Here is a 22,410-nt window from a genome sequence, read left to right on the forward strand (position 1 = left end):
ACCGTTGCACAGGGCGTAAAACCTGGACGCGGAGCGTCCGGGGCGGCATTCCCACGCAGAGCGTGGGAACGAGCAGGCTCGGGGGTTACTTGGGGTAGAGCGGCGGCAAGCTGGTGGTGTCGGTGGCCGGGTCTTGCTCGCGTTCGGCCACGGGGATGGCTTTGATCGCTCGCCACAGGTCATCACCCAACCAGTATTGACCGCTTTCGCTGTACAGCGCGCCATTCAGGCCATCCAGGGCATCTGACAGCGGCACAAACCGTGCGGCCATGTCGGCCAGGGTTTCGGGTTGTTGCCGCGCCCAGGCGTCGAGGGCCTGGCGGGTGGCGTGGGGGTCGTTGGCCTGGGTGGCGCGCTTGAGGTCGTCGAGCAGGGTGCGTGGGCTGGGACCGGTTTGCGCGGCGCGTTGTACCGCCGGTTGCCGGCGTGCGCGCCACCACAGGCCAAAGCCCAGCAGGGTGGTGCAGGCCAGTATCAGTGTGCTCAGTTGCCACAGCCACAGGCGGTCATCGTCGGGGGCGGTGATGATCGTCGGTGTCGCCGGTGTGTCCACCACCAGGCTGGGGTTCACCGCCACGTGCACGGTGCGCGCCGGCAGGCTGGTGCGTTCCAGATGATCTTCGTGAGTGTTCCACCACACCACTTCCACGGCGGGCAGTTCCAGTTCGCCGGCGCGGGTCGGCACCAGGGCTTCGCGGTCTTCACGGCTGCCGGTCAGCCCGCGGTCGCTGGTACGGTTAGCCATCACTGGTTGGTCGGGGTAGCGGCGCAGGCCGTTGACCTCGGTGCCGGGCAGCGCCGGCAGTTGTGCGCTGGACAGGCCTTCGGCCTCCACGGTAAGGCTGCGGGTCAGAGAGTCGCCGACTTGCACGTGGTCCGGCGTGGGGTTCCAGCCTTCGCTCAAGGTCAGGCTGCGCGCGGGCAACCAGGGGGTGTCGGCGGGGTAGGCGTCCGGTTTGGGTTTGACCGTCAAGGGCAGGGGCGCTGAGCTAACGTGAATCATCTTGCCCGGCTTGGTGCCCTGCAGGGTGTTTTCCTGGGGCGGTCGCGATTCCACCAGGGTAGCGCTGAAGGTCTGCGCCGGAATCACCACAGCGCCGCTGTGTTGCGGGTAGAGGGCGTAGCGGGTTTCGATCACGCCATGGCGAATGCTGTTGATGACCTTTTCATAGGTGCGTGATTCGCCCAGTTGTTCGACACGTGCATCCGGTATCTGCAAGGGCGTGAGGCTGCTGTCGTCATACAGCGACACCGAGTGGTAGACGCGCACGGTCAACAGGGCCTGGGCCTGCACGTACACGCTGGTCTGGTCGAGGCTGGCTTCGATGAACACCGGGGCCAGTTCGGCGCTGGTGTTCTGGCTGGCGCTTTCCACCACTTGCAGGGTGATCGGCTGGGTCTTGAGCGCGCCCACCTGCAGCGGCGGGATCACCACGTTGCCGTTTACCTTGGGCAACAGGGTGATGATCCAGCGGGTGGTGGCGTGGTTGTCGCCGTCCAGCGTGGTGAGTTGGTTGATCTGGCGGGTGCCGCTGACTTCGAACTGCGCGTCCAGGGGCGACAGGTCCGGTTTGCCAAACTGGGTTACATCACTGGATTGCACCGTCAGCTCCACCGTTTCCCCGGAGTTGAGGCGGCTGCGGTCTACGCTGGCGACCAGGTCCGCCGCCTGGGCGTGGCCTGCCGACAACGCGAGCAGGAGCAAAAGGGTAGTGCGGCGGCTCATCGAGTGGTGTCCTGATGTTGTTGCTGTTCGTACCAGAATTTGCGGCGCAACAGCTCGCCGGGGTTGTCCGGGATTTCCTGCAACCATTGCTCCAGCGCTTGGCGGCGCTCGCCTTCCAGGCGCGTGTCGGCAGGGCGCAGTGGCGGCGTGGTGGTTTGCTCGTCACCCAGTTCGCTGCCTGGCACTTCATTGCCACCGGCCTGTGGCGGGGCGTTGGCCTGGGTCTCACCCGTGCCGGCTTCGCCCTGGCCGTGGGACGATTGCTCGCCGCCCTGGGCCGTTTGCGCGCTGGTGCCCGGTTGCGCAGTTTGGCCGGGTTGGGCGGTTTCGTCATCTGCGTTTTTTGCGGGCGGGTCCGGCTCGGGCTGCGCTTGCTCCTGCATCAGCGCTTCAACCAGGGCTTTGTTTTTCAGCGCGGGCTGCAAATCGGGCTGGGCTTCCAGGGCTTGTTCATACGCATCAAGGGCCGCTTCAAGTTCACCGGCCTTGGCCAGGGCATTGCCGCGGTTATAGTGGGAATAGGCGTCGCTGCCTTGGGCAAACCGCTTGATGGCCTCGGCGTAATTGCCGGCTTCATACAGCGCCACGCCTTGCCATTGCGGGTCCTGGAAGTGTTCGGCGGCTTCGGCCGGGCGTTTGTGCTTGAGCAGGTACTGGCCTTGTTGGTCGGGGCGCAGCCACAGGTCCTGCAGCCCAAAGGCGTAGCTGGGTTGCGGCGCGCCCATCAGCAACAAGGGCAGGCAGAACAGCCAGCCGCGACGCCCGGCGCACGCGGCCAGCAGCAACAACGGCAAGAGCAGCCAGTAACCCTGGTCGGCCCAGCTGTCCAGGCGCAGCCGTTGGCCGTCGTCGCGCAGGGCTTGAGCGCTGTCGAGCATGCCGAGTTGGCGCAGGTCCTTGTCATCCAGGCGTGCCGCACGGTAGCGGCCGCCCATTTCGCTGGCGAACGCCTTGAGGGTCGGGCTGTCGAGACGCGGCACCAGGATCGCGCCCTGGTCGTCCTTGAGGAATTCGCCGCTCTCCTGCGTCACCGGCGTGCCTTCACGACTGCCGATGCCGAGGATCGACAACGTTGGAGACTGGGCACTTTGCAGTTGCAGGCGGATGCCTTGGCGCTCCTGTTTGGACAGTGAAGAACCGATCAGCAGCAGGCGCCCCTGGCCGAGACCGCCTTGCTTGAGCAGGCCCAGGGCTTTTTCCACGCCCAGATCGGCACGATGGCCGGGCTCGGGCATGATCGATGGGCGCAGGGCTTCCAACAGGTTGCGGCTGGTAGCCAGGTCATCGGACAGCGGCACCAAGGTATGGGCGCTGCCGGCATACACGATGATGGCTGTTTGCGCATCGGTGCGTGCTTGCAGCAAGTCATACAGCTTGCGCCGCGCCTGTTCCAGGCGGTTGGGCGGGCTGTCGGTGGCGAGCATTTCCGGGGTCAGTTCCAGCAGCACCACCAGGGGGTCGGAAGGTTTCTGGCTGGCCTGTTCAACCCGTTGCCAACTGGGGCCCAGCAACGCGAGCACGGCCAACAGCCAGGCGATGCCGAGCACCACCCATGGCGATTTACTCTCGCGGCCATTGCCACCACTGAGCAACTCGGCATGGAACGCCGGCGGCAGGATCATCTGCCAGCGCCCGGCGCGCTTTTGCCGATGCCATAGCTGCCACAGCAACCAGCCAAGCAGGGGCAGCAGCAATAGCCACCAGGGGCGCAACCAGTGCGGCCACAGCGCGATCATCGACGCCTCCGCAAGCGCAGGCGCTGTAGGCGCTGGCGCCATTCAGGGTGTTGCTGCAAAAAGATGCCCCTGCTCGATAGCCTATTGAAGGCTCGTTGCAAAGCGTTGTTCGGCCAGCGTTCCTGGATCACCAGCAACAGGCTCAACACCAACGCCAAGGCCAATGGGCCGCTGTATAGCGCCTGAGCCGGGCGGGCCTGGGTGGGTTGTTGCTCCACGGGTTCAAGGGTGTCGAGGGTGTCCTTGATCTTTAGCAGTTCCTCGCCGTCCCGGGCGCGGAAATACTGGCCGCCGGTGGCCTCGGCCAGTGCCTTGAGCGCCGGTTCGTCGAGGTCCAGGCTCGGGTTTACGCCAAGGATGCCCAGGGAGCCGGTTTGCTCGGGGTCGGCACCGATGCCGATGGGGTAGATTTTTACGCCTTCCTCGGCCGCCAGGCGCGCGGCGGTCAACGGGTCGATCTGCCCGGCGTTGTTGGCGCCGTCGGTGACCAGGATCAGCACGCGGCTTTGCGCCGGGCGTTGGCGCAGACGCTTGAGGGCCAGGCCGATGGCGTCGCCGATGGCGGTGTTCTTGCCGGCAATGCCGATGCGCGCTTCATCCAGCCAGGTGCGCACGGTGCGGCGGTCAAAGGTCAGGGGCGCTTGCAGGTAGGCTTGGCTGCCGAACAGGATCAGGCCCACGCGGTCACCTTCACGCTCCTCCAGAAAGTCTCCCAGCAGGTGCTTGACCAGGGCCAGGCGGCTGACGTCCTCGTCCTGCCAATGCATGTCGGGAAAATCCATGGAGCCGGAGACATCCACCGCCACCAGCAAATCCCGGCCGCTGGCAGCAATCGGCAAGGGTTCGCCCAGCCATTGCGGGCGGGCGGCGGCGGTCAACAGCAGCAGCCACAGCACCACGAATGGGGCTTGCTGGCGCCAGCCGGGCAGGTTGACCCGGGCACGACGCCGGGCCAAGCCTTCCAGGTCACTGAGGTAACTGACTTTGAGCGCCGGTTCGCCGCTGTCGGCCACGGGCAGCACCAGGCGCATGATCCAGGGCAATGGCAACAGGGCGAAGATCCACGGCCAGGCGAACTCAAACATGTTTGCGAATCCAGGTGTCGACGGCTTGGGTGAGGCCGGCGATGGCTTTGTCGTCGAGCTTGCATTCGGGTTTGTAGGCGCCTTCCACCAACACCATCCAGCGCGTCAGGCCGGCGGCGGGGCAGCGGTTATCCAGGAAGGCCAGCCATTTGCGCCCGTTGAGGGTGTGGCTCTGGCTATAAGGGTAGTCGTTACGGCAAAGGCGCTTGAGCAGGCCGTTGAGTTGCTGCAACCAGGCGCCCGCTGGCGCTCCGTCGTAGGGCTTGGGCATCAACGCCAACTCGGCCAGGGCGGCGATACGCAACGGGTCCAGCGGTTGTTCGGCACGGGCCACGGGGCGGCGGGCCGGCAGGAAACGACGCAGCCACCACAAGCCCCAACCGAGCAGTGGGATCACCAGCAGCAACAGCCACCAGCCCGGCGCAGGTGGCCAGAAGCCAATGGCGGGCGGGGCAATCAGCGGTTGCAGTTGGTCCAGGCTGCTCATGGTTTTTTAACCGGGCGTTGCGGGTTGAGGTATTCGCGCAGTTGCTCGACCATTTCACTCTGGGTGCTCAAGGGCATCAACAACAGCCGCAGTTTCTGCGCGAGCAGTTCCCAGCGGGCGATACGCGCTTCGGCTTGGGCCTTGTAGGCCTGGCGCAGGTCGATGTTCAGTGTGTCCAGTTCCAGTTGCGCACCTCTTTGTGCGAAACGCAGCAGCCCGGCGGCGGGCAGGGCGTGGTCCAACGGGTCGGAGATTGGCAACAACAGCAGGTCGCAATGGCGCGCCAGCAGGCTCAGCTGTTGCTCGGCGCCTTCGGTGAGGGCGCGTTCATCACAGATCACCACCACCAGGCTGCCCGGGCGCAGTACCTCGCGGCCACGGCGCAAGGCCATGCCCAGGGCATCCGCTTCCGGCTGACGCTCGGTATCCAGGCTCTGGTTGACCCGCACCAGCCGGTTAAGCAGTTGCAATAGGCTTTGCTTGCTGCGCCGTGGCTTGATCTCGTAGTGCTCATTGTCGCCGAACACCAGCCCGCCCACCCGGTCGTTATGGCCCAGGGCGGCCCAGCCGATCAGGCTGGCGGCCTGGGCGGCGAGCACCGACTTGAACATTTGCCCCGAGCCGAAAAACAGCCGGCAACTTTGCTCGACCATGATGAAAATCGGCCGTTCGCGCTCTTCGTGGAACAGCTTGGTGTGCGGCTCCTGGGTACGCGCCGTCACGCGCCAGTCGATGGTGCGCACGTCGTCGCCGGCCTGGTACACGCGCACCTGGTCGAAATCGACGCCACGCCCGCGCAGCTTGGAGTGATGCAGGCCCACCAGCGGGCTACGCTGGCCAGGCGTGGAGAACAACTGCACTTCACGCACGCGGTGGCGCATCTCAATCAATTCACTGAGGGTTACGCGGATACCATCGCTTGCGTTCATCGACTTCAAGCGACGGCAACGACGTCGAGAATGCGTTGCACCACGCGGTCCTGGTCGACACCGGCGGCTTCGGCCTCGAACGACAGGATGATGCGGTGACGCAGCACGTCGAACAGCACCGCCTGGATATCTTCCGGGCTGACAAAATCGCGACCGGCCAACCAGGCATGGGCTCGGGCACAACGGTCCAGGGCGATGGAACCACGGGGGCTGGCGCCATAGGCGATCCACTCGGCCATTTCTGGGTCGAACTTGGCAGGGGTGCGCGTGGCCATCACCAGTTGCACCAGGTATTCCTCCACGGCATCGGCCATGTACAGGCCGAGGATTTCCTTACGCGCAGCAAAGATGGCCTGCTGACTGACCCGGCGCTCGGGCTTGGTTTCGCCATTGAGTGCTTCGCCGCGGGCTTGCTGCAGGATGCGGCGCTCGACGGCGGCGTCCGGGAAGCCGATCTTGACGTGCATCAGGAACCGGTCGAGCTGCGCTTCGGGCAGCGGGTAGGTGCCTTCCTGTTCGATGGGGTTCTGCGTGGCCATCACCAAAAACAGCGGCGACAGCTCATAGGTGCTGCGGCCTACGCTGACCTGACGCTCGGCCATCGCCTCCAGCAAGGCCGACTGGACCTTGGCCGGGGCACGGTTGATTTCGTCGGCCAGTACCAGATTGTGGAAGATCGGCCCCTGCTGGAATACGAAACTGCCGGTTTCCGGGCGATAGATCTCAGTGCCGGTGATGTCGGCGGGCAGCAGGTCGGGGGTGAACTGAATACGATGGAACTGCGCTTCGATCCCTTCGGCCAACTCCTTGATCGCCTTGGTCTTGGCCAGCCCGGGTGCGCCTTCGACCAGCATATGGCCGTCGGCGAGCAGGGCGATCAGCAGGCGATCGATGAGTTTTTCCTGGCCGAGAATCTGCGTAGAAAGAAAGGTTCGCAGCGCAAGCAGCGCTTCACGATGTTCCATCGATGACGGTTCCTGGAAAGATGAGCCTGGGTGTTGTGACAGAACACCGGGCCTGGGGCGTTTACTTTAATGCATCGCGGGGTGCGGCGACTAACGGCTTGATGGGTATTTTTAGCAAAACCCATGGGATACAAGCGTTTGGGCTGGTAAAGCACGGTCACTGTGAGAGCTGGCTTGCCTGCGATGGCCTCAACTCGGTCTGGCTGAAAGACCCCACCGCCTGCATCGCAGGCAAGCCAGCTCCCACATGGGGTCTTCGGTGCATTCAGATCCGAATGAAAGTGCCGGTGCCTGTGAGGATGTTCTGCAGCGTTTCCTGCACTTCGGCCATGTCTGCCGCAGCGGTGCTGTGGGTGATCTCCAACTGGTCCTTGCCGCCCAGGGCATCGGCATCGCCGGCCGCCAGTTCGATCAATAAGGTGGTGTCGCCCAGCGTCACTTTCAGCCCATCGAGGGTCGAAGGCTCGTAATCCCAGGTCAGCTCCACTTCATCTTCATCCGGGTAACGGGTGAGCATGAACATTTCGCCGTTCTTGCCGTGACAGCAAAGCATGGCCATGTTGTCTTCTTCGTCGTCGCACGGAGTGGCCATCAGGGCGTCGGTTTTCAGCTGCAGCATGGGGCAATCCTGTGTTGGGGAGGGCAATTGTGCCACTGCGGCGAATTTTGTGCTTCATCCTGTGTCGGAACTTGTGCATGACCTGACGGGCCGGATCGGTCATTTCTGGTACTGATGGTGTGCAAAGTAGCAAGATTTTCTACCGAAAATCCGGGGTTGCCCAAGTTGCAACCGGTACCCTGCTTACCGATGACCGAATATGTCGCAGCGTCGCAAGCAGCGTTCTTCCTACACTCGTTAAGCTGCGCAACGGATGTGCCCTGTGCCAGGCGCCTGACCTGCCCGTCGTATCGTCATCTGGCCAACGGCATGCCGTATGGAAGTTGTATGTGACCTGACTGTCCTGTCCAGCTTCACCCACCTGTCACCCTGATTCGTTTATGGTGCTTGTCAGCACACCAGCGAACAGAGCTGACGGTCTCCCCGCAAGGGGATAACACGCGACGCTTTCATCAATAACAAGCCCAAGCGGAGTACCACAGATGGCGTTCTTCACCGCAGCCAGCAAGGCCGACTTCCAGCATCAACTGCAAGCGGCACTGGCGCAGCACCTCAGTGAACAGGCACTGCCACAAGTGGCGCTGTTCGCTGAACAATTCTTCGGCATCATTTCCCTGGACGAACTGACCCAGCGTCGCCTTTCCGACCTGGCCGGTTGCACCCTGTCTGCCTGGCGCCTGCTTGAGCGCTTTGATCACACCCAACCGCAAGTGCGGGTCTACAACCCCGATTATGAGCGTCATGGCTGGCAATCGACTCATACTGCGGTCGAAGTGCTGCACCATGACCTGCCCTTTCTGGTCGACTCGGTACGCACCGAGCTGAATCGCCGTGGCTACAGCATCCATACCCTGCAAACCACCGTGCTCAGCGTGCGTCGTGGCAACAAGGGCGAGCTGCTGGAAATCCTGCCCAAGGGCACCCAGGGCGACGGCATCCTGCAAGAATCGCTGATGTACCTGGAGATCGACCGCTGCGCCAACGCCGCCGAACTGAACGTGCTGAGCAAAGAGCTTGAGCAGGTACTGGGCGAAGTGCGCGTAGCCGTGGCCGATTTCGAACCGATGAAAGCCAAGGTTCAGGACCTGCTCGCCGGTATCGACGCCAGCGCGTTCGCCATCGACGGCGAAGAAAAAGCCGAGATCAAGAACTTCCTCGAATGGCTGGTGGGCAACCACTTCACCTTCCTGGGCTACGAAGAGTTCGTGGTACGTGACGAGGCGGACGGCGGTCATATCGAATATGACGCCAGCTCCTTCCTCGGTCTGACCAAGCTGCTGCGCGCCGGCCTCACCGCCGAAGACCTGCGCATCGAGGACTACGCGGTGGCCTACCTGCGCGAGCCGACCGTACTGTCGTTCGCCAAGGCCGCCCACCCAAGCCGCGTGCACCGTCCGGCCTACCCGGACTACGTGTCGATCCGTGAGATCAGCGTCGACGGCAAGGTCATCAAGGAACACCGTTTCATGGGTCTGTACACCTCCTCGGTGTACGGCGAAAGCGTGCGAGTGATTCCGTACATTCGTCGCAAGGTCGCGGAAATCGAACGTCGTTCGGGCTTCCAGGCCAAGGCGCACCTGGGTAAAGAGCTTGCCCAGGTGGTGGAAGTATTGCCCCGTGACGACCTGTTCCAGACTCCAGTCGACGAGCTGTTCAGCACCGTGATGTCCATCGTGCAGATCCAGGAGCGCAACAAGATCCGCGTGTTCCTGCGCAAAGACCCCTACGGTCGTTTCTGCTACTGCCTGGCGTACGTGCCACGCGACATCTACTCCACCGAAGTGCGCCAGAAGATCCAGCAAGTGCTGATGGACCGTCTGAAGGCCTCGGACTGCGAGTTCTGGACCTTCTTCTCCGAGTCCGTCCTTGCCCGTGTGCAACTGATTCTGCGAGTTGACCCGAAGAACCGCCTGGACATCGACCCGCTGCAACTGGAAAAAGAAGTGGTGCAGGCCTGCCGCAGCTGGCAGGACGACTACGCCAGTCTGGTCGTGGAAAGCTTCGGCGAAGCCCAGGGCACCAACGTGCTGGCGGATTTCCCTAAGGGCTTCCCGGCCGGCTACCGCGAGCGTTTCGCTGCGCATTCGGCAGTGGTCGACATGCAGCACCTCAACAGTTTGACCGAAGCCAACCCGCTGGTGATGAGCTTCTATCAGCCGCTGGGCCAGGTCTCCGGCCAGCGTGAGCTGCATTGCAAGCTCTACCACGCTGACACCCCGCTGGCGCTGTCCGACGTACTGCCGATCCTGGAAAACCTCGGCCTGCGCGTGCTGGGCGAGTTTCCGTATCGCCTGCGTCATGCCAATGGCCGGGAGTTCTGGATTCATGACTTTGCGTTCATCGCCGCCGAAGGCGTGAACCTGGATATCCAGCAGCTCAACGACACCCTGCAGGATGCGTTCGTGCACATCGTGCATGGCGATGCCGAGAACGATGCGTTCAACCGCCTGGTCCTCACCGCCGGCCTGCCATGGCGCGACGTGGCGCTGCTGCGTGCCTATGCCCGTTACCTGAAGCAGATTCGCCTGGGCTTCGACCTGGGTTACATCGCCAGCACCCTGAACAACCACACCGACATCGCCCGCGAGTTGACCCGGCTGTTCAAGACCCGCTTCTACCTGGCGCGCAAGCTCACTGCCGACGACCTGGAAGACAAGCAGCAACGCCTGGAACAAGCGATTCTCACGGCTCTGGACGACGTTCAGGTGCTCAACGAAGACCGCATCCTGCGTCGCTACCTGGACCTGATCAAGGCCACCCTGCGCACCAACTTCTACCAGACCGATGCCAACGGCCAGAACAAGTCGTACTTCAGCTTCAAGTTCGACCCGCGTGCCATCCCCGAGCTGCCCAAGCCAGTGCCGAAGTTTGAAATCTTCGTGTACTCGCCACGGGTCGAGGGCGTGCACCTGCGCTTCGGCAACGTCGCTCGTGGCGGCCTGCGCTGGTCTGACCGTGAAGAAGACTTCCGCACCGAAGTGCTTGGCCTGGTAAAAGCCCAGCAAGTGAAGAACTCGGTAATCGTGCCGGTGGGCGCCAAGGGCGGCTTCCTGCCGCGTCGCCTGCCATTGGGCGGCAGCCGGGACGAGATCGCGGCCGAAGGCATCGCCTGCTACCGCATCTTCATCTCCGGCCTGTTGGACATCACCGACAACCTGAAAGACGGCGCCCTGGTGCCGCCGGCCAACGTCGTGCGTCATGACGACGATGACCCGTACCTGGTGGTAGCGGCGGACAAGGGCACTGCAACCTTCTCCGACATCGCCAACGGCATTGCCATCGACTACGGCTTCTGGCTGGGCGATGCGTTCGCCTCCGGTGGTTCGGCTGGTTACGACCACAAGAAAATGGGCATCACCGCCAAGGGCGCATGGGTAGGTGTACAGCGTCACTTCCGTGAGCGCGGCATCAACGTGCAGGAAGACAGCATCACAGTGGTAGGCGTCGGCGATATGGCCGGTGACGTGTTCGGTAACGGCTTGTTGATGTCGGACAAACTGCAACTGGTCGCAGCCTTCAACCACCTGCATATCTTCGTCGACCCGAACCCGAACCCGGCCACCAGCTTCGTCGAGCGCAAGCGTTTGTTCGAACTGCCGCGTTCGGCCTGGACCGACTACGACACCAGCATCATGTCCGAAGGTGGCGGTATCTTCTCGCGCAGCGCGAAAAGCATTGCCATCTCGCCACAGATGAAAGAACGCTTCGACATCCAGGCCGATAAGCTGACCCCGACCGAACTGCTCAACGCCTTGCTCAAGGCGCCGGTGGACCTGTTGTGGAACGGCGGTATCGGTACCTACGTCAAGGCCAGCACCGAAAGCCATGCCGACGTGGGCGACAAGGCCAACGACGCGCTGCGCGTGAACGGCAACGAACTGCGCTGCAAGGTGGTGGGCGAGGGCGGCAACCTGGGCATGACCCAACTGGGCCGTGTGGAATTCGGCCTCAATGGCGGCGGTTCCAACACCGACTTCATCGACAACGCCGGTGGCGTGGATTGCTCCGACCACGAAGTGAACATCAAGATCCTGCTCAACGAAGTGGTGCAGGCCGGTGATATGACCGACAAGCAGCGCAACCAGTTGCTGGCGAGCATGACCGACGAAGTTGGCAACCTGGTGTTGGGCAACAACTACAAGCAGACCCAGGCCCTGTCCCTGGCTGCGCGCAAGGCTTACGAGCGTGCTGCCGAGTACAAGCGCCTGATGAGCGACCTGGAAGGCCGTGGCAAGCTGGACCGTGCCATCGAGTACCTGCCGACCGAGGAACAGCTTACTGAACGCGCCTCTGCCGGCAAGGGCCTGACCCGCCCGGAACTGTCGGTACTGATCTCGTACAGCAAGATCGACCTCAAGGAAGCACTGCTCAAGTCGCTGGTACCGGATGACGAGTACCTGACCCGTGACATGGAGACCGCGTTCCCACCGAGCCTGGTGGCCAAGTTCGGCGAAGCCATGCGTCGCCATCGTCTGAAGCGCGAGATCGTCAGCACCCAGATCGCCAACGACCTGGTCAACCACATGGGTATCACCTTCGTGCAGCGACTCAAAGAGTCGACCGGCATGAGCCCAGCGAACGTGGCGGGCGCTTATGTGATCGTGCGGGACATCTTCCATCTCCCGCACTGGTTCCGTCAGATTGAAGCCCTGGACCACCAGGTTTCCGCTGACGTGCAACTGGAGCTCATGGATGAACTGATGCGCCTGGGCCGTCGTGCTACGCGCTGGTTCTTGCGCAGCCGTCGCAACGAGCAAGACGCCGGGCGCGACACCGCGCACTTCGGTCCGCACCTGGCGGCGCTGGGCCTCAAGCTCGACGAACTGCTGGAAGGCCCGACCCGCGAAGGCTGGCAGAACCGCTACCAGGCCTACACCCAGGCCGGCGTACCAGAGTTGTTGGCGCGCATGGTTGCAGGCACTACCCACCTGTACACCTTGCTGCCGATCATCGAAGCCGCCGACGTGACCGGGCATGACGCCGCCGAAGTGGCCAAGGCCTACTTCGCCGTCGGCAGCGCCCTGGACCTGCCTTGGTACCTGCAGCAGATCAGCGATCTGCCAGTGGCCAACAACTGGCAAGCCCAGGCCCGCGAAGCCTTCCGCGACGACGTGGACTGGCAGCAACGGGCGATCACCATTTCGGTCCTGCAAATGGCCGATGCGCCACAAGACATGGAAGCCCGCGTGGCCCTGTGGCTTGAGCAGCATCAGGACATGGCGGATCGCTGGCGTGCCATGATGGTGGAAATTCGTGCCGCAGTGGGCACGGACTACGCCATGTACGCGGTGGCCAACCGTGAGTTGCTGGACCTGGCGTTGAGCGGTCAGTCGGTGGTGCAACCGGCTTGATGCCTCGCTAAACCAAAAGCCCCCGCATCCTGAGATGCGGGGGCTTTTTTATTTGATCTGGAATGCGATCAATGTGGGAGCTGGCTTGCCTGCGATAGCGGCGGGTCAGTTAATAATTTGGTCACTGATACACCGCTATCGCAGGCAAGCCAGCTCCCACAGTTTTAACTTTACTCACTTGGCGTCAGTGGTGTTTGAGTAGTCGGGTTTCCAGGTGATCCAGGTGCTGGGTCATCAGGGCGACGGCCGTGTGAGCGTCGCGCTGTTCCACGGCATCCACAATCGCCACATGCTCCTGCCACGCGCAATAGGTGCAGGCTTTTACTTCAAATTGCGCAATGATCAACGACGTCAACGGCACCAGGCTGTTGAGAAACTGCGCCAACGGCGCATTGCCTGCCATGTGCGCCAGTTGCAGATGAAACTCTCCCGAAAACCGGATCGCCGGCCCCCGTTGGTCACGCTCAATGGCGTCGCGCTCCTGTGCAATCAGCTCGCGCAGTTGGCGAATCTGCATCGCTGTGGCTTGGGCGCAGGCCAGTTGCACCACGGTCATTTCGGTGAGACGCCGTGCTTCCAGAATCTGCCGTGTGTGCTGGGCATCCGGCGCGGCGACCTGGGCGCGCTGGTTGGGGCGCAGGATGACCACTTGCTGATGGGACAGCTTGGCGAGCACTCGGCGAATCACGCTGCGGCTCACGCCAAAGAGTTCGCCCAGGCCTTCTTCGGTGAAGCGGCTGGCGGGCGCAATGCGTTGCTCAAGAATGGCGTCGAACAAGCGTGGGTAGATATCGTCCACCGAGGGCTTTTTTTCGGGCGTCCAGCGTAGGGACGTGAGGGTGGAGTCGCGTTGCAGGGCGTGAGCGTTCATGGCCGGTCTCCGAAAATCAACTGCCCAGATGGTCGTCCGGGATATTCAAGCGAATGCCCATGCGCAGGCCTTCCTGCAGGATGTGCCGACGCATTTCGGCACTGGCCAGGGCGCTGTTCTTGTTGCGGATGGCGCGTACCACGGCCTCGTTCTCTTGCAGGCGTTCGGCCAGGTGTTCAGGCGAGTTGCGCAGTACCTGGGCGCTTTGTTTGAGCGCGGTGCTGGTTTGCTGCACCACGTTCTGGAAGATCGGGTTGGAGGTCAGGGCGAACAATTCTTCATGGAAGTCGATATAGGCGTTCATGCCGGCTTCGGCATCGCCGGCATCGAGGGCCTCGCGCATGTCCATCAGGGTCAGGCGCAGTTGGCCGATTTCCTTGCTGCTGATGGACTGGGCCACCAGGCCGACGATGAAGGGTTCGAGGGTGTAGCGCAGTTGCAGGATGTCCTCGAGGCTGGCATCGGCCACGGCGTCGCTCGATTGCGGCTCGCTGACGCTGGTTTCCAGCACGACCACGCCTTTGCCGGGCATGGAGCGCACCAGGCCGAGGGTCTCCAGCACGATTACCGCTTCGCGCAGGCTCGGGCGGCTGATACCTAGCTGTTCGGCCAGTTCGCGTTGACCGGGCAGCATTTCACCGCGGCGCCACTGGCCTCGCGCCAAGGCGGCGCGCAGTTTTTCTACCACTGAATTGACGACGGTTGAAGTGCTGATCACGTCGAAGGCTCCTTGATGTTGCTCATACAGTATTCAGTCTGGCGAAGGTCCAAAGTGGGAGCTGGCTTGCCTGCGATGACTGAGTGTCAGGCACTACAGTTGACGCTGACCCACCGCTATCGCAGGCAAGCCAGCTCCCACATTGGATGGGTGTTGTCCTAGAACTCCTGATGCGCCGGCAGTACCGGCTTCTTGGCCTGGAAGGCATAGCCTTGCTGGCCGTCGAGCACCTTGTTGGCGCGCTGGATATCAATGTCTTTTTCCCAGCGTGCAATCGCCACGGTGGCCACGCAGTTGCCGATCAGGTTGGTCAGCGCACGGCCGATGCCCATGAACCAGTCCACGGCCAGCACCAACACCAGGCCGACCACCGGAATCGCCGGAATCGCTGTGAGCGTTGCCGCCAGAATCACCAATGCCGAGCCTGGAATGCCATGGGCGCCCTTGGAGGTGATCAACGATACCAGGAGGATGGTCAGCAAGTCGGTCATCGACAGCGGTGTGCCGGTGGCGTTGGCGATAAACACGATAGCCAGGGTCAGGTAGATGGAAAAACCGTCGAGGTTGAACGAATAGCCGGTGGGAATCACCAGGCCCACGGTGGAGCTGCCGATGCCCAGGTGTTCCAGTTTACGCATGATCTGCGGCAACACCGCGTCGGACGACGCGGTGCCCATCACGATCAGCAGTTCTTCGCGCAGGTACTTGAGCAGCGGCAACATGCGCAGGCCCGACAGGCGCATCACCAGCCTGAGGATCACCGCCACGAAGGCAAAACAGGTCAGGTAGAAAAGCCCCACCAGGCTGCCCAGGTGTTGCAGTGAATCGAGGCCATAGGTGCTGGTGGTGAACGCAATGGCACCGAATACGCCAATCGGCGCCAGGCGCACGATCATGCCCATGATGCGGAAGATCACATGGCTCAATTCGTTGATCAGTCGCGAAATCCCGCTGGCCGCTTCGCCCACCAGGTTCAGCGCGCTGCCGAACAACACCGAAAACAACAGCACTTGCAGCACGTTATTATCGGCAAAGGCGCCGACTACCGAGTTGGGGATCAACTCCATCAGAAACTGGCTGGTGCCGCGGATGTGCTGGCCCTTGTCCGCCAGTTCATTCAAACCGGCGGAAGAGAGTTGCTCCAGGTGAATATTGGCGCCGCTGCCGATGCCGGTGCTGAAGGCCATGATCAGGCCGAGCACCAGGGCGACGGTGGTCAGCATCTCAAAATAGATCACCGACTTGAGGCCGATGCGTCCGACCTTCTTCAAGTCGCCCGCGCCGGAAATACCGCTGACCACTACGCAGAACACGATCAGGCCGATCAGCATTTTGATCAGCTTGATAAAGCCGTCACCCAAAGGTTTGAGTTGCGAGGAGAATTCGGGAAGGGCCAGGCCGCAGACGATGCCGAGTATCAGGCCAATCACGACTTGCAGGAAAATCGAACGCGAGCACCATCTGAGCATGGGAGGGATCTCTATTCGGTGCCCTGGTGGTTCCAGGGCTTAATTGTTGTGGTCTTACCGGTAAGTCCAGTGCGGGGCCAGTCTACGCTCGGGTTTTTTCAAATCACAAGTAAATATTTGGCGGTTGGCAGGTCCCGGTCTGACCAGTTGGTCGGTAAGTACGATGCTTGAGCGGTTGGCGGGGATTAATTTTTTTTGCGTATCATCGCCTTGGGCATACGAGGTGATGGATGGATCAATCAGGGCTGACAACCGACGAAGCAGGGCGCATGTATTGCGCCTGGCGCACTGCAGCGCCTGCGTACCTGCATTACCACGACCACGAGTGGGGTGTGCCGGTGGCGGATGACATCGCGTTGTACGAGAAGATCTGCCTGGAGGGGTTTCAGGCGGGGATGGCGTGGATCACCATCCTGCGCAAGCGCGAAAACTTTCGGCAGGCGTTCGAGGGTTTTGATTTTCGCCGGGTGGCGCAGTACGGCGAGACGGACATCGAGCGGTTGATGAGCGAGCCGGGCATCGTGCGCAATCGGGCGAAAATCATCTCGGCCATCAACAACGCACGCCGGGCCTGTGAGCTGGTGGAGGAGACCGGTTCGCTGGCGCGCTGGCTGTGGGCGTTCGAACCCGGCGCGCAAGAGCGGCCGGCAGTGGTGGACATGGCTTACTGGACGGCCAATCCGACCTCAGCGGCTTCGGTGCGCTTGTCCAAGGCCCTGAAGAAACGCGGCTGGACCTTCGTCGGCCCGACCACGATGTATGCGTTGATGCAGGCGATGGGAATGGTCAATGATCATCTGGAGGGTTGTGAGTGCCGCCAGCGCATTGAACACCAGCGCAACTTGTTCAAACGTCCCTGACCAGATACGGTTAAAACTGTGGGAGCTGGCTTGCCTGCGATAACGGTGGGCCAGTAAAAGATGAGCTGGCGGGTCCACCGCTATCGCAGGCAAGCCAGCTCCCACATGGGTTTTGTGGTGTTGCTGATTATTTGGGAAGCGGGGTGAGTACCTCAGCTTTGTCATCCAGCACCATCACCACCAGCAGCTTGGCCGGTTGGGTCTGGCTGGCATTGCTTGACTCAAAATGCCGCGAGCCGGCCGGTTCGTAGAACGATTGCCCGGCTTTGTAGGTGATCGCCTTTTCATCATTGACCCGCGAGGTGATCTCGCCTTCGAGCACATAAGCCACGGCGGTGCCGGTGTGGCTGTGGGGCACGGTGGCCTGGCCGGGGGCGTAGTCCACGGTGAGCATGATGGTTTTCTTGCCCGGCACGTTGGTCAAGGCGTGCTCTTGCAGCACCTTGAGCGTTTCCTGGTTGTAGACCGGGTCGTGGGCAAATGCACTGAGGGAGGCGAGCATCAGGGTGGCAGCGAATAAGCGTTTCATGATGAGGGTTCCATCGGGTGAAAGATCGCTTCACCCTACGCCGCCGACGGCTTGCCACCAATGACCAATGCGCCGGAAAACTGCCTAGCCAATCTGCAGCAGAATATCGCGGACCTTGTCCAGCGCCGGGTCGATGTCCAGGGTCTCGATGGCGCCGAACCCCAGAATCAGCCCCGAGCGCACCGGCTTGTCGTGAAAAAACACGTCCAAGGGATATAAACCCACCTCAACCTGGCGCGCCCGTTCCATCAGCAATGGAATATTCACCGGCACCTTGCACAGGGCCGCCAGGTGAAAGCCCGCCACCGTCGGTACTGCCTCGAACCACGGCGACAGATCGCCCGCCAGACGCTGCAGGATGCGTTCGCGACGCCCCGCATAGACCCCGTGACAGCGGCGAATATGCTTGAGCAGGTAGCCTTCGCTGATGAACTTGGCCAGTGCCCACTGCGGCAAGGTAGCGCTGTGCTGGTCGGTCAATTGCTTGGCCTTGAGCACCGCACCATAAATGGCCGGCGGCAGCACCGCGTAGCCCAGGCGCAACTCCGGCGACAGGGTTTTGGAAAAGGTGCCGACGTAGGTGACCACGCCTCGGGTATCCATGCTTTGCAGGGAGTCGGTGGGGCGGCCTTCGTAGCGGAATTCGCTGTCGTAATCGTCTTCGATGATGATCGCGCCGAGCGCAATGGCGCGGTCCAGCAGAGCCTCGCGCCGCGCCTGGCTCATGGGCATGCCGAGGGGGAACTGGTGGGACGGCGTCACATAGATCAGGCGCGTGCCATCCGGGATCTGGTCGACCTGCAGGCCCTGTTCGTCGACGGCAACACTGGCGACGCGGGCGCCCATCGCGACGAACAATTGGCGTGCGGGGCTATAGCCGGGGTCTTCCATCGCGACTAGGCTGCCGGGTTCAAGCACCACGCGGGCAAGCAGGTCCAGCGCCTGCTGTGCGCCGTTGGTGACCACGATATCGCGGGCGCTGCATTTGACCCCGCGGGAAAACGCGATATGCCCGGCGATGGCATCGCGCAGGGCGGGCACGCCTTCTGGCTGGCTGTAAAAACCACTGTTCTGGGCGATGCGACGCAACGCATCCTGGGTGCAACGCCGCCATTCATCCTGTGGGAATTGGTGGCGTGTCGTCGCGCCACCGATAAATTCGTAGCGCAGGATCTCCTCGCGGGCGGGGTGGCCCATGGGTGAGGGCAGTGCCGCCCATTTGCCCAGGTTGGCGGCACACGCCAGGTCGGTGGCGGTTTGCACGCGGTCGGGCTGTGGCGCCCAGGCATTGACGAAAGTACCGCGGCCGATCTTGCCAATCAGCAGGCCCTCGTAGGTCAAGGTGGCGTAGGTGTCCGACACGGTCTTGCGCGAGATGCCCAGTTGTTCGGCGAGCAGTCGGCTGGGGGGCAGCTGTGCGCCTGCCGACAGCCGCCCGGTGGCGATGGCTTCGCGCAACTGCTGGTAGAGCTGTTCGGCCAGGTCCTTGCGGCCATTGATTACCACGTGCAGTTCCATGTTTCATCCCAAGGCTTCACTCCGCGCCAAGATTACTCGCTTGCGCTATGGGCTCAAACTATCTGTGCGTCAATTGCCGGTACGCATAAGCATCTACCGTTGCCTGGGTCCTGTTGGCCGCCACTATCCCTGTTTACGTCGTGGCATAGGGAGGCGGACGCATGGCGACAATCGAAACACCTGCGAAAAAAAGGCAAGCAGCATTGCTTGCCCTGGATCAGAGCCTGGGGCCATTGGTTGTGGGTGAGCTGACTGTGCAGCGTAGAGACCTTGCCGCCATGGGGGCCTACATGGCGGGAAAACCGGTAAAGGCCCATCACCTGGCGGTACGCGAAGCAGACCAGACGCTGCTTGATGCGATCCGATTCTCGGCATCCAGACTGCATCGGTGTCTGCGCAGGAATGACTCGGTCAGTGACAACAGTGCCGCGCTGTTATTCGAGTTCGCGGCATTGCGTTCGCTACAGGCACCACCTCTGCTGTTGGCGAAGCCGGGAGACGAACATCCTGGTGCAGTCGGCAAGCTCGATAACCTGTTGCGTTCAGTACAGAAAACCAATCTCAACCAAGCGGCGCAGTTGGAGGGAATGCCTCGCTGGGTCGAGCCGAAGAAAAGCCGAAGCCTGGCGGTCATGGGCGCGGGGCTTGCAGCTTACGGGTATTACAGCGCAATCAGCGCCTTGGCCGAGGCGATCAAAACCGGCGACATCAATAGGTCGGTGGTCACCGGCGCTGAGTTATTGGCCAACCTCACAGGGGCTGCACTGGAGCTGGCGCTGGAAAAACTCGGCAGACGGCTGCTGGAAAACGGTCGCAAGGTATTTGCAGGTTTCAGCACCAGTTGCCTTGGCCAGGCCCTGCGACGGGGGGCCAGCCTGTTTGCGTTGGTGCTGACGTTGCCCTTTGATTATCTCAATGCCAAGGAGTCGTTCGCCAAGGCAGCCAAGAGTACCGGCAAGGAAGCCATGGACCATTACGTCAATGCCGGCTTCAGTATTGTGAGCGCCAGCGTGGCTGTGGCCCTGAGTGCCGCTGCGTTGGCCGGGTTCAGCGTGGCCGGCCCGCTGGGCATTGCCGCCGCTGCCGTACTGATCTTTGGCACGCAACTCTATGCTGCGGTTCGTCAGGTGGATGACATTGATGATTACATCGAACTGAGTATCTTCGAGCGCCTGCACGCGGGCTGGTTGGCCTTTCAAGGCAAGGAGCAGGAGAGGGCCATACGCGATCGGTACGTCGTGGCCCGGATGGAACAACAGTATGCGCAGCAACTGGAGGAGCAGGCCGATGCCTGGCTTAAAGGCGCGCTCAAAGGCACCGTGCAGGCGGTGGTCAATGGCGGGTTTGAGGTGCGGTTGAGGCCAGTCCGCTATTGGAAGCGCCGCTGGAACGAGGCCGAGGGTGAAGATCCGTACATCGATACCACAGAGCCCACGGTGATTGACCAAGATGATGAAGTCGATGCGTCCAATACCCCGGTTGACCGTCTGCCGGGTGCGGTGTTTGACAGTACTGCCGTGGATGCGGCTGTGCTCTGGCAACTGGGGGGAGGTAATGACAAGGTCAAAGGTTCGACTGGCAACCCGAACATTTTCCGCTTCGGTGAAGGCCACAAGCAGCTCACCGGGGGCGCCAGGAACGACCTGTTCAGGTATGACATGCCGACGGCCATACTGGACGAAACCGATGCGAATAGCCCGGCCAGCGAGCTGCGTGGCGAGGAGGGCAGCGATACGCTTTACCTGGCCAACTCGACAATTTATGAGGACGGGACGGCAGGTTATGCCATCGACCTGCAGGCGGGCACTGTGGTGCGGCGCAAGGATATCGACAAGTCGCCGCCTTATCCTTCGATCAGCCTGGACTCGATAGAAAATATCTACACCCCAACCGGGCTAGCCAGCCACGTCAAGGGTTCAGCACAGGCCAATACCCTGGTCGCCGCCGGTCACAACGATCGGATCGAAGCCGCAGAGGGCAACGATACAGTGATTGTGCTGGGCGCTGGCGCCTGGGTGGACGGTGGGGCGGGCAAGGATCGTTATGTGATTGCCAGCAACCCTGGCGCGGTGACATTGCATGAGCAGGACTGGGCCGAGGGCTCTGTGATTGAGATGCGCTGGCCGTTGGCGTCTATCAGCAGTTGGCGTATCCAGGGCTGTGCGCTGGTCATCGTGGCGTGGAGGGGCGTGGACGGCGAACTGCCGGAGCAAGTCATCAAGCTTGAGCGGCTCTATACGTCCAGTGATGAGCAGCGCCGCTTGAACACGCACAACCTGCTGTTTCTCACGGAGGACGGCTATACGCTTGAGCCGATCCTTGAACCGGTGTTGATGGGCAGCGAGGACACTAACGTCACCGTTGCCGTGAGAGCGGGCGGCCAGGACGTCAGCCTGGACAAGGTGTTGGGCGCTGGCACGTTCGTGGTGCCCCATGGGCGTTCTACGCGTGGGTTCGTCGAACGCGGGCCAGGTGCAAAGGTGCTCGATGTTCGCCTCAAGGGCGACACCACCGCGTGCGTGCTGTACGTGGACTATTCGTCGCGGGAGATTCTCCAGGCCTTGGCCCATTACCGCGTGACCCTGCGCAGGAGGGGACACTTCGATTCGCTGACCTACAGCGACGTGAGATTGACCATCAGGTTCATCGACGGCAGCCAATTGGTCCTCGCCCACTATGCCAGCGATCGTTCTTCGGCGCGCACCAACGTGACCTCAAACATCATCGCGGTGGCTTTGACGCTGGACTGCCGATTCGTGCTGGTCATGAATGACGGCGTCTCATACCGCGTGCAGGCGGCCCAGCAATCCTATATCCAAGACCGTGCCTCGCCCGGGTTCAAGACCTTCGACGGCAGCTCTGCCTTGATAGAAAAGCCCGGCGTGCACGGGTTTTTTCGACCGCACAGCGCCAAGGGCATCTGGTTGCAATCGGTGCAACAGAAAGTCGTTATTCCTGTACCGCCCCATTACCAGAGGCCTTATGCGCTGATGGGGCGCTCATCGACCTACGAGGTCGTGCCCAGCGCAGGCTCAACGATTGCCCTGTCCACGCCGGGGGCGTTGGCCAAAACGGCGGACGCGTCGTTCTGGCGGATCAATACCGCCGGTCTTGGCGAGTTGATTGAGCGGGCGCATATCGCCCTGATCAACGACACGTTGACCATTGGCAGCGTGACAGTGTTGCTGCCTCCCGTGACAGACCCTTCGATACCGCTGGAACAGGTCAGCGTACACACCCTGCAGGGCGAGCAGTACGACATTCGCCAGGACCTGGGCGCGATCTGCCTCGTGCAACTGGATGCTTGCCGTTATTCGAACATCGATGAGGTACTGGGTGCGCTGCGCCGTTCTCGCCAGTGGACGACCGTGATGGTGCGTCAGTTGCGTATCGTCGGCCTTGAGCTGGAGGACGGTACGGTGTCAGGTATTCATTACGATGCAGGTCGCGATTGCTGGGGAGCGGACGCTGATCCCCAGCGCACTGTGACGTCTGCGCAACTGCGGTTTATCGGTGCCGATTCAGTTTGATAGATCATTGAAAAGGG

General features: G+C 62.0%; 15 protein-coding genes. 3 read left to right on the forward strand and 12 right to left on the reverse strand.

Annotated elements, in window-relative coordinates; all coding sequences use genetic code 11:
• Positions 1–85: 85 nt before the first annotated feature.
• The 7 genes from GH769_RS09050 to GH769_RS09080 all read right to left on the reverse strand — a co-directional run bounded on the left by GH769_RS09050 (position 86) and on the right by GH769_RS09080 (position 7,547).
• On the reverse strand, positions 86–1,726 hold the full coding sequence (locus GH769_RS09050; RefSeq protein WP_019820202.1) for a BatD family protein: 1,641 nt from the start codon (positions 1,724–1,726) through the stop codon (positions 86–88).
• Complete coding sequence (locus GH769_RS09055) at positions 1,723–3,462, reverse strand: tetratricopeptide repeat protein (RefSeq protein WP_032902131.1); 1,740 nt, start codon at positions 3,460–3,462, stop codon at positions 1,723–1,725. The genes GH769_RS09050 and GH769_RS09055 overlap by 4 nt, the downstream gene beginning before the upstream one ends.
• Entirely contained in the window at positions 3,459–4,547 is a 1,089-nt protein-coding gene (locus GH769_RS09060) for a VWA domain-containing protein (protein WP_019820200.1), read from the reverse strand. The genes GH769_RS09055 and GH769_RS09060 overlap by 4 nt, the downstream gene beginning before the upstream one ends.
• The gene (locus GH769_RS09065; protein WP_003190798.1) at positions 4,540–5,034 is read right to left on the reverse strand and encodes a DUF4381 domain-containing protein; all 495 of its coding nucleotides are present in this window, start codon (positions 5,032–5,034) and stop codon (positions 4,540–4,542) included. Before GH769_RS09065 ends, GH769_RS09060 begins: the two co-directional genes overlap by 8 nt.
• Positions 5,031–5,963 carry a DUF58 domain-containing protein gene (locus tag GH769_RS09070; protein WP_014718313.1) on the reverse strand — a complete coding sequence of 311 codons (933 nt, stop codon included), beginning with the start codon at positions 5,961–5,963 and terminating at the stop codon, positions 5,031–5,033. Before GH769_RS09070 ends, GH769_RS09065 begins: the two co-directional genes overlap by 4 nt.
• 5 nt (positions 5,964–5,968) lie before the next feature.
• A complete protein-coding gene (locus tag GH769_RS09075; RefSeq protein ID WP_020301524.1) occupies positions 5,969–6,928 on the reverse strand; it encodes a MoxR family ATPase in 960 nt (319 codons plus the stop codon).
• A gap of 265 nt (positions 6,929–7,193) precedes the next feature.
• A complete protein-coding gene (locus GH769_RS09080; RefSeq protein ID WP_003190803.1) occupies positions 7,194–7,547 on the reverse strand; it encodes a hypothetical protein in 354 nt (117 codons plus the stop codon).
• A 482-nt stretch (positions 7,548–8,029) separates the two neighbouring features.
• Between GH769_RS09080 and GH769_RS09085 the strand changes: the two genes are divergently transcribed.
• Positions 8,030–12,898 (forward strand): NAD-glutamate dehydrogenase, encoded by a 4,869-nt coding sequence (locus GH769_RS09085; RefSeq protein ID WP_032902133.1) that lies wholly within the window; start codon positions 8,030–8,032, stop codon positions 12,896–12,898.
• A gap of 184 nt (positions 12,899–13,082) precedes the next feature.
• Here the strand turns inward: GH769_RS09085 and GH769_RS09090 are convergent, their stop codons facing one another.
• The 3 genes from GH769_RS09090 to GH769_RS09100 form a co-directional block, all read right to left on the reverse strand.
• Complete coding sequence (locus GH769_RS09090; protein ID WP_014718316.1) at positions 13,083–13,769, reverse strand: GntR family transcriptional regulator; 687 nt, start codon at positions 13,767–13,769, stop codon at positions 13,083–13,085.
• A gap of 16 nt (positions 13,770–13,785) precedes the next feature.
• Positions 13,786–14,487, reverse strand: coding sequence for a FadR/GntR family transcriptional regulator (locus GH769_RS09095; RefSeq protein ID WP_014718317.1), 702 nt, complete (start codon positions 14,485–14,487; stop codon positions 13,786–13,788).
• Positions 14,488–14,645: 158 nt separating this feature from the next.
• Positions 14,646–15,971 carry a C4-dicarboxylate transporter DctA gene (locus tag GH769_RS09100; protein ID WP_178128934.1) on the reverse strand — a complete coding sequence of 442 codons (1,326 nt, stop codon included), beginning with the start codon at positions 15,969–15,971 and terminating at the stop codon, positions 14,646–14,648.
• Between the two features lie 215 nt (positions 15,972–16,186).
• Between GH769_RS09100 and GH769_RS09105 the strand changes: the two genes are divergently transcribed.
• Positions 16,187–16,816: a DNA-3-methyladenine glycosylase I gene (locus GH769_RS09105; RefSeq protein ID WP_014718319.1), complete on the forward strand. Its 630-nt coding sequence runs from the start codon at positions 16,187–16,189 to the stop codon at positions 16,814–16,816.
• A gap of 127 nt (positions 16,817–16,943) precedes the next feature.
• Here GH769_RS09105 and GH769_RS09110 read toward each other — a convergent pair whose 3' ends face one another.
• Together GH769_RS09110 and GH769_RS09115 are read right to left on the reverse strand one after the other, a co-directional pair.
• On the reverse strand, positions 16,944–17,345 hold the full coding sequence (locus tag GH769_RS09110; protein ID WP_014718320.1) for a cupin domain-containing protein: 402 nt from the start codon (positions 17,343–17,345) through the stop codon (positions 16,944–16,946).
• Positions 17,346–17,429: 84 nt separating this feature from the next.
• Positions 17,430–18,863, reverse strand: a complete 1,434-nt coding sequence (locus GH769_RS09115; protein WP_019820194.1) for a PLP-dependent aminotransferase family protein — start codon at positions 18,861–18,863, stop codon at positions 17,430–17,432.
• Between the two features lie 161 nt (positions 18,864–19,024).
• On the opposite strand from GH769_RS09115, the gene GH769_RS09120 reads away from it, so the two are divergent.
• A complete protein-coding gene (locus GH769_RS09120) occupies positions 19,025–22,393 on the forward strand; it encodes a calcium-binding protein (RefSeq protein ID WP_032902135.1) in 3,369 nt (1,122 codons plus the stop codon).
• The last annotated feature ends 17 nt before the right edge of the window (positions 22,394–22,410 follow it).

Origin of the sequence: Pseudomonas sp. CFSAN084952 (assembly GCF_009648855.1) — a bacterium.
Classification (GTDB): domain Bacteria; phylum Pseudomonadota; class Gammaproteobacteria; order Pseudomonadales; family Pseudomonadaceae; genus Aquipseudomonas; species Aquipseudomonas paracarnis.

What these genes read in the sequence shown, in the direction of transcription:
- GH769_RS09120 (WP_032902135.1), top strand. Translation starts at nt 19,025, where the DNA reads ATGGCGACAATCGAAACACCTGCGAAAAAAAGGCAAGCAGCATTGCTT.
- GH769_RS09065 (WP_003190798.1), bottom strand. Translation starts at nt 5,034, where the DNA reads ATGAGCAGCCTGGACCAACTGCAACCGCTGATTGCCCCGCCCGCCATT.
- GH769_RS09070 (WP_014718313.1), bottom strand. Translation starts at nt 5,963, where the DNA reads ATGAACGCAAGCGATGGTATCCGCGTAACCCTCAGTGAATTGATTGAG.
- GH769_RS09075 (WP_020301524.1), bottom strand. Translation starts at nt 6,928, where the DNA reads ATGGAACATCGTGAAGCGCTGCTTGCGCTGCGAACCTTTCTTTCTACG.
- GH769_RS09060 (WP_019820200.1), bottom strand. Translation starts at nt 4,547, where the DNA reads ATGTTTGAGTTCGCCTGGCCGTGGATCTTCGCCCTGTTGCCATTGCCC.
- GH769_RS09090 (WP_014718316.1), bottom strand. Translation starts at nt 13,769, where the DNA reads ATGAACGCTCACGCCCTGCAACGCGACTCCACCCTCACGTCCCTACGC.
- GH769_RS09050 (WP_019820202.1), bottom strand. Translation starts at nt 1,726, where the DNA reads ATGAGCCGCCGCACTACCCTTTTGCTCCTGCTCGCGTTGTCGGCAGGC.
- GH769_RS09055 (WP_032902131.1), bottom strand. Translation starts at nt 3,462, where the DNA reads ATGATCGCGCTGTGGCCGCACTGGTTGCGCCCCTGGTGGCTATTGCTG.
- GH769_RS09110 (WP_014718320.1), bottom strand. Translation starts at nt 17,345, where the DNA reads ATGAAACGCTTATTCGCTGCCACCCTGATGCTCGCCTCCCTCAGTGCA.
- GH769_RS09105 (WP_014718319.1), top strand. Translation starts at nt 16,187, where the DNA reads ATGGATCAATCAGGGCTGACAACCGACGAAGCAGGGCGCATGTATTGC.
- GH769_RS09080 (WP_003190803.1), bottom strand. Translation starts at nt 7,547, where the DNA reads ATGCTGCAGCTGAAAACCGACGCCCTGATGGCCACTCCGTGCGACGAC.
- GH769_RS09085 (WP_032902133.1), top strand. Translation starts at nt 8,030, where the DNA reads ATGGCGTTCTTCACCGCAGCCAGCAAGGCCGACTTCCAGCATCAACTG.
- GH769_RS09115 (WP_019820194.1), bottom strand. Translation starts at nt 18,863, where the DNA reads ATGGAACTGCACGTGGTAATCAATGGCCGCAAGGACCTGGCCGAACAG.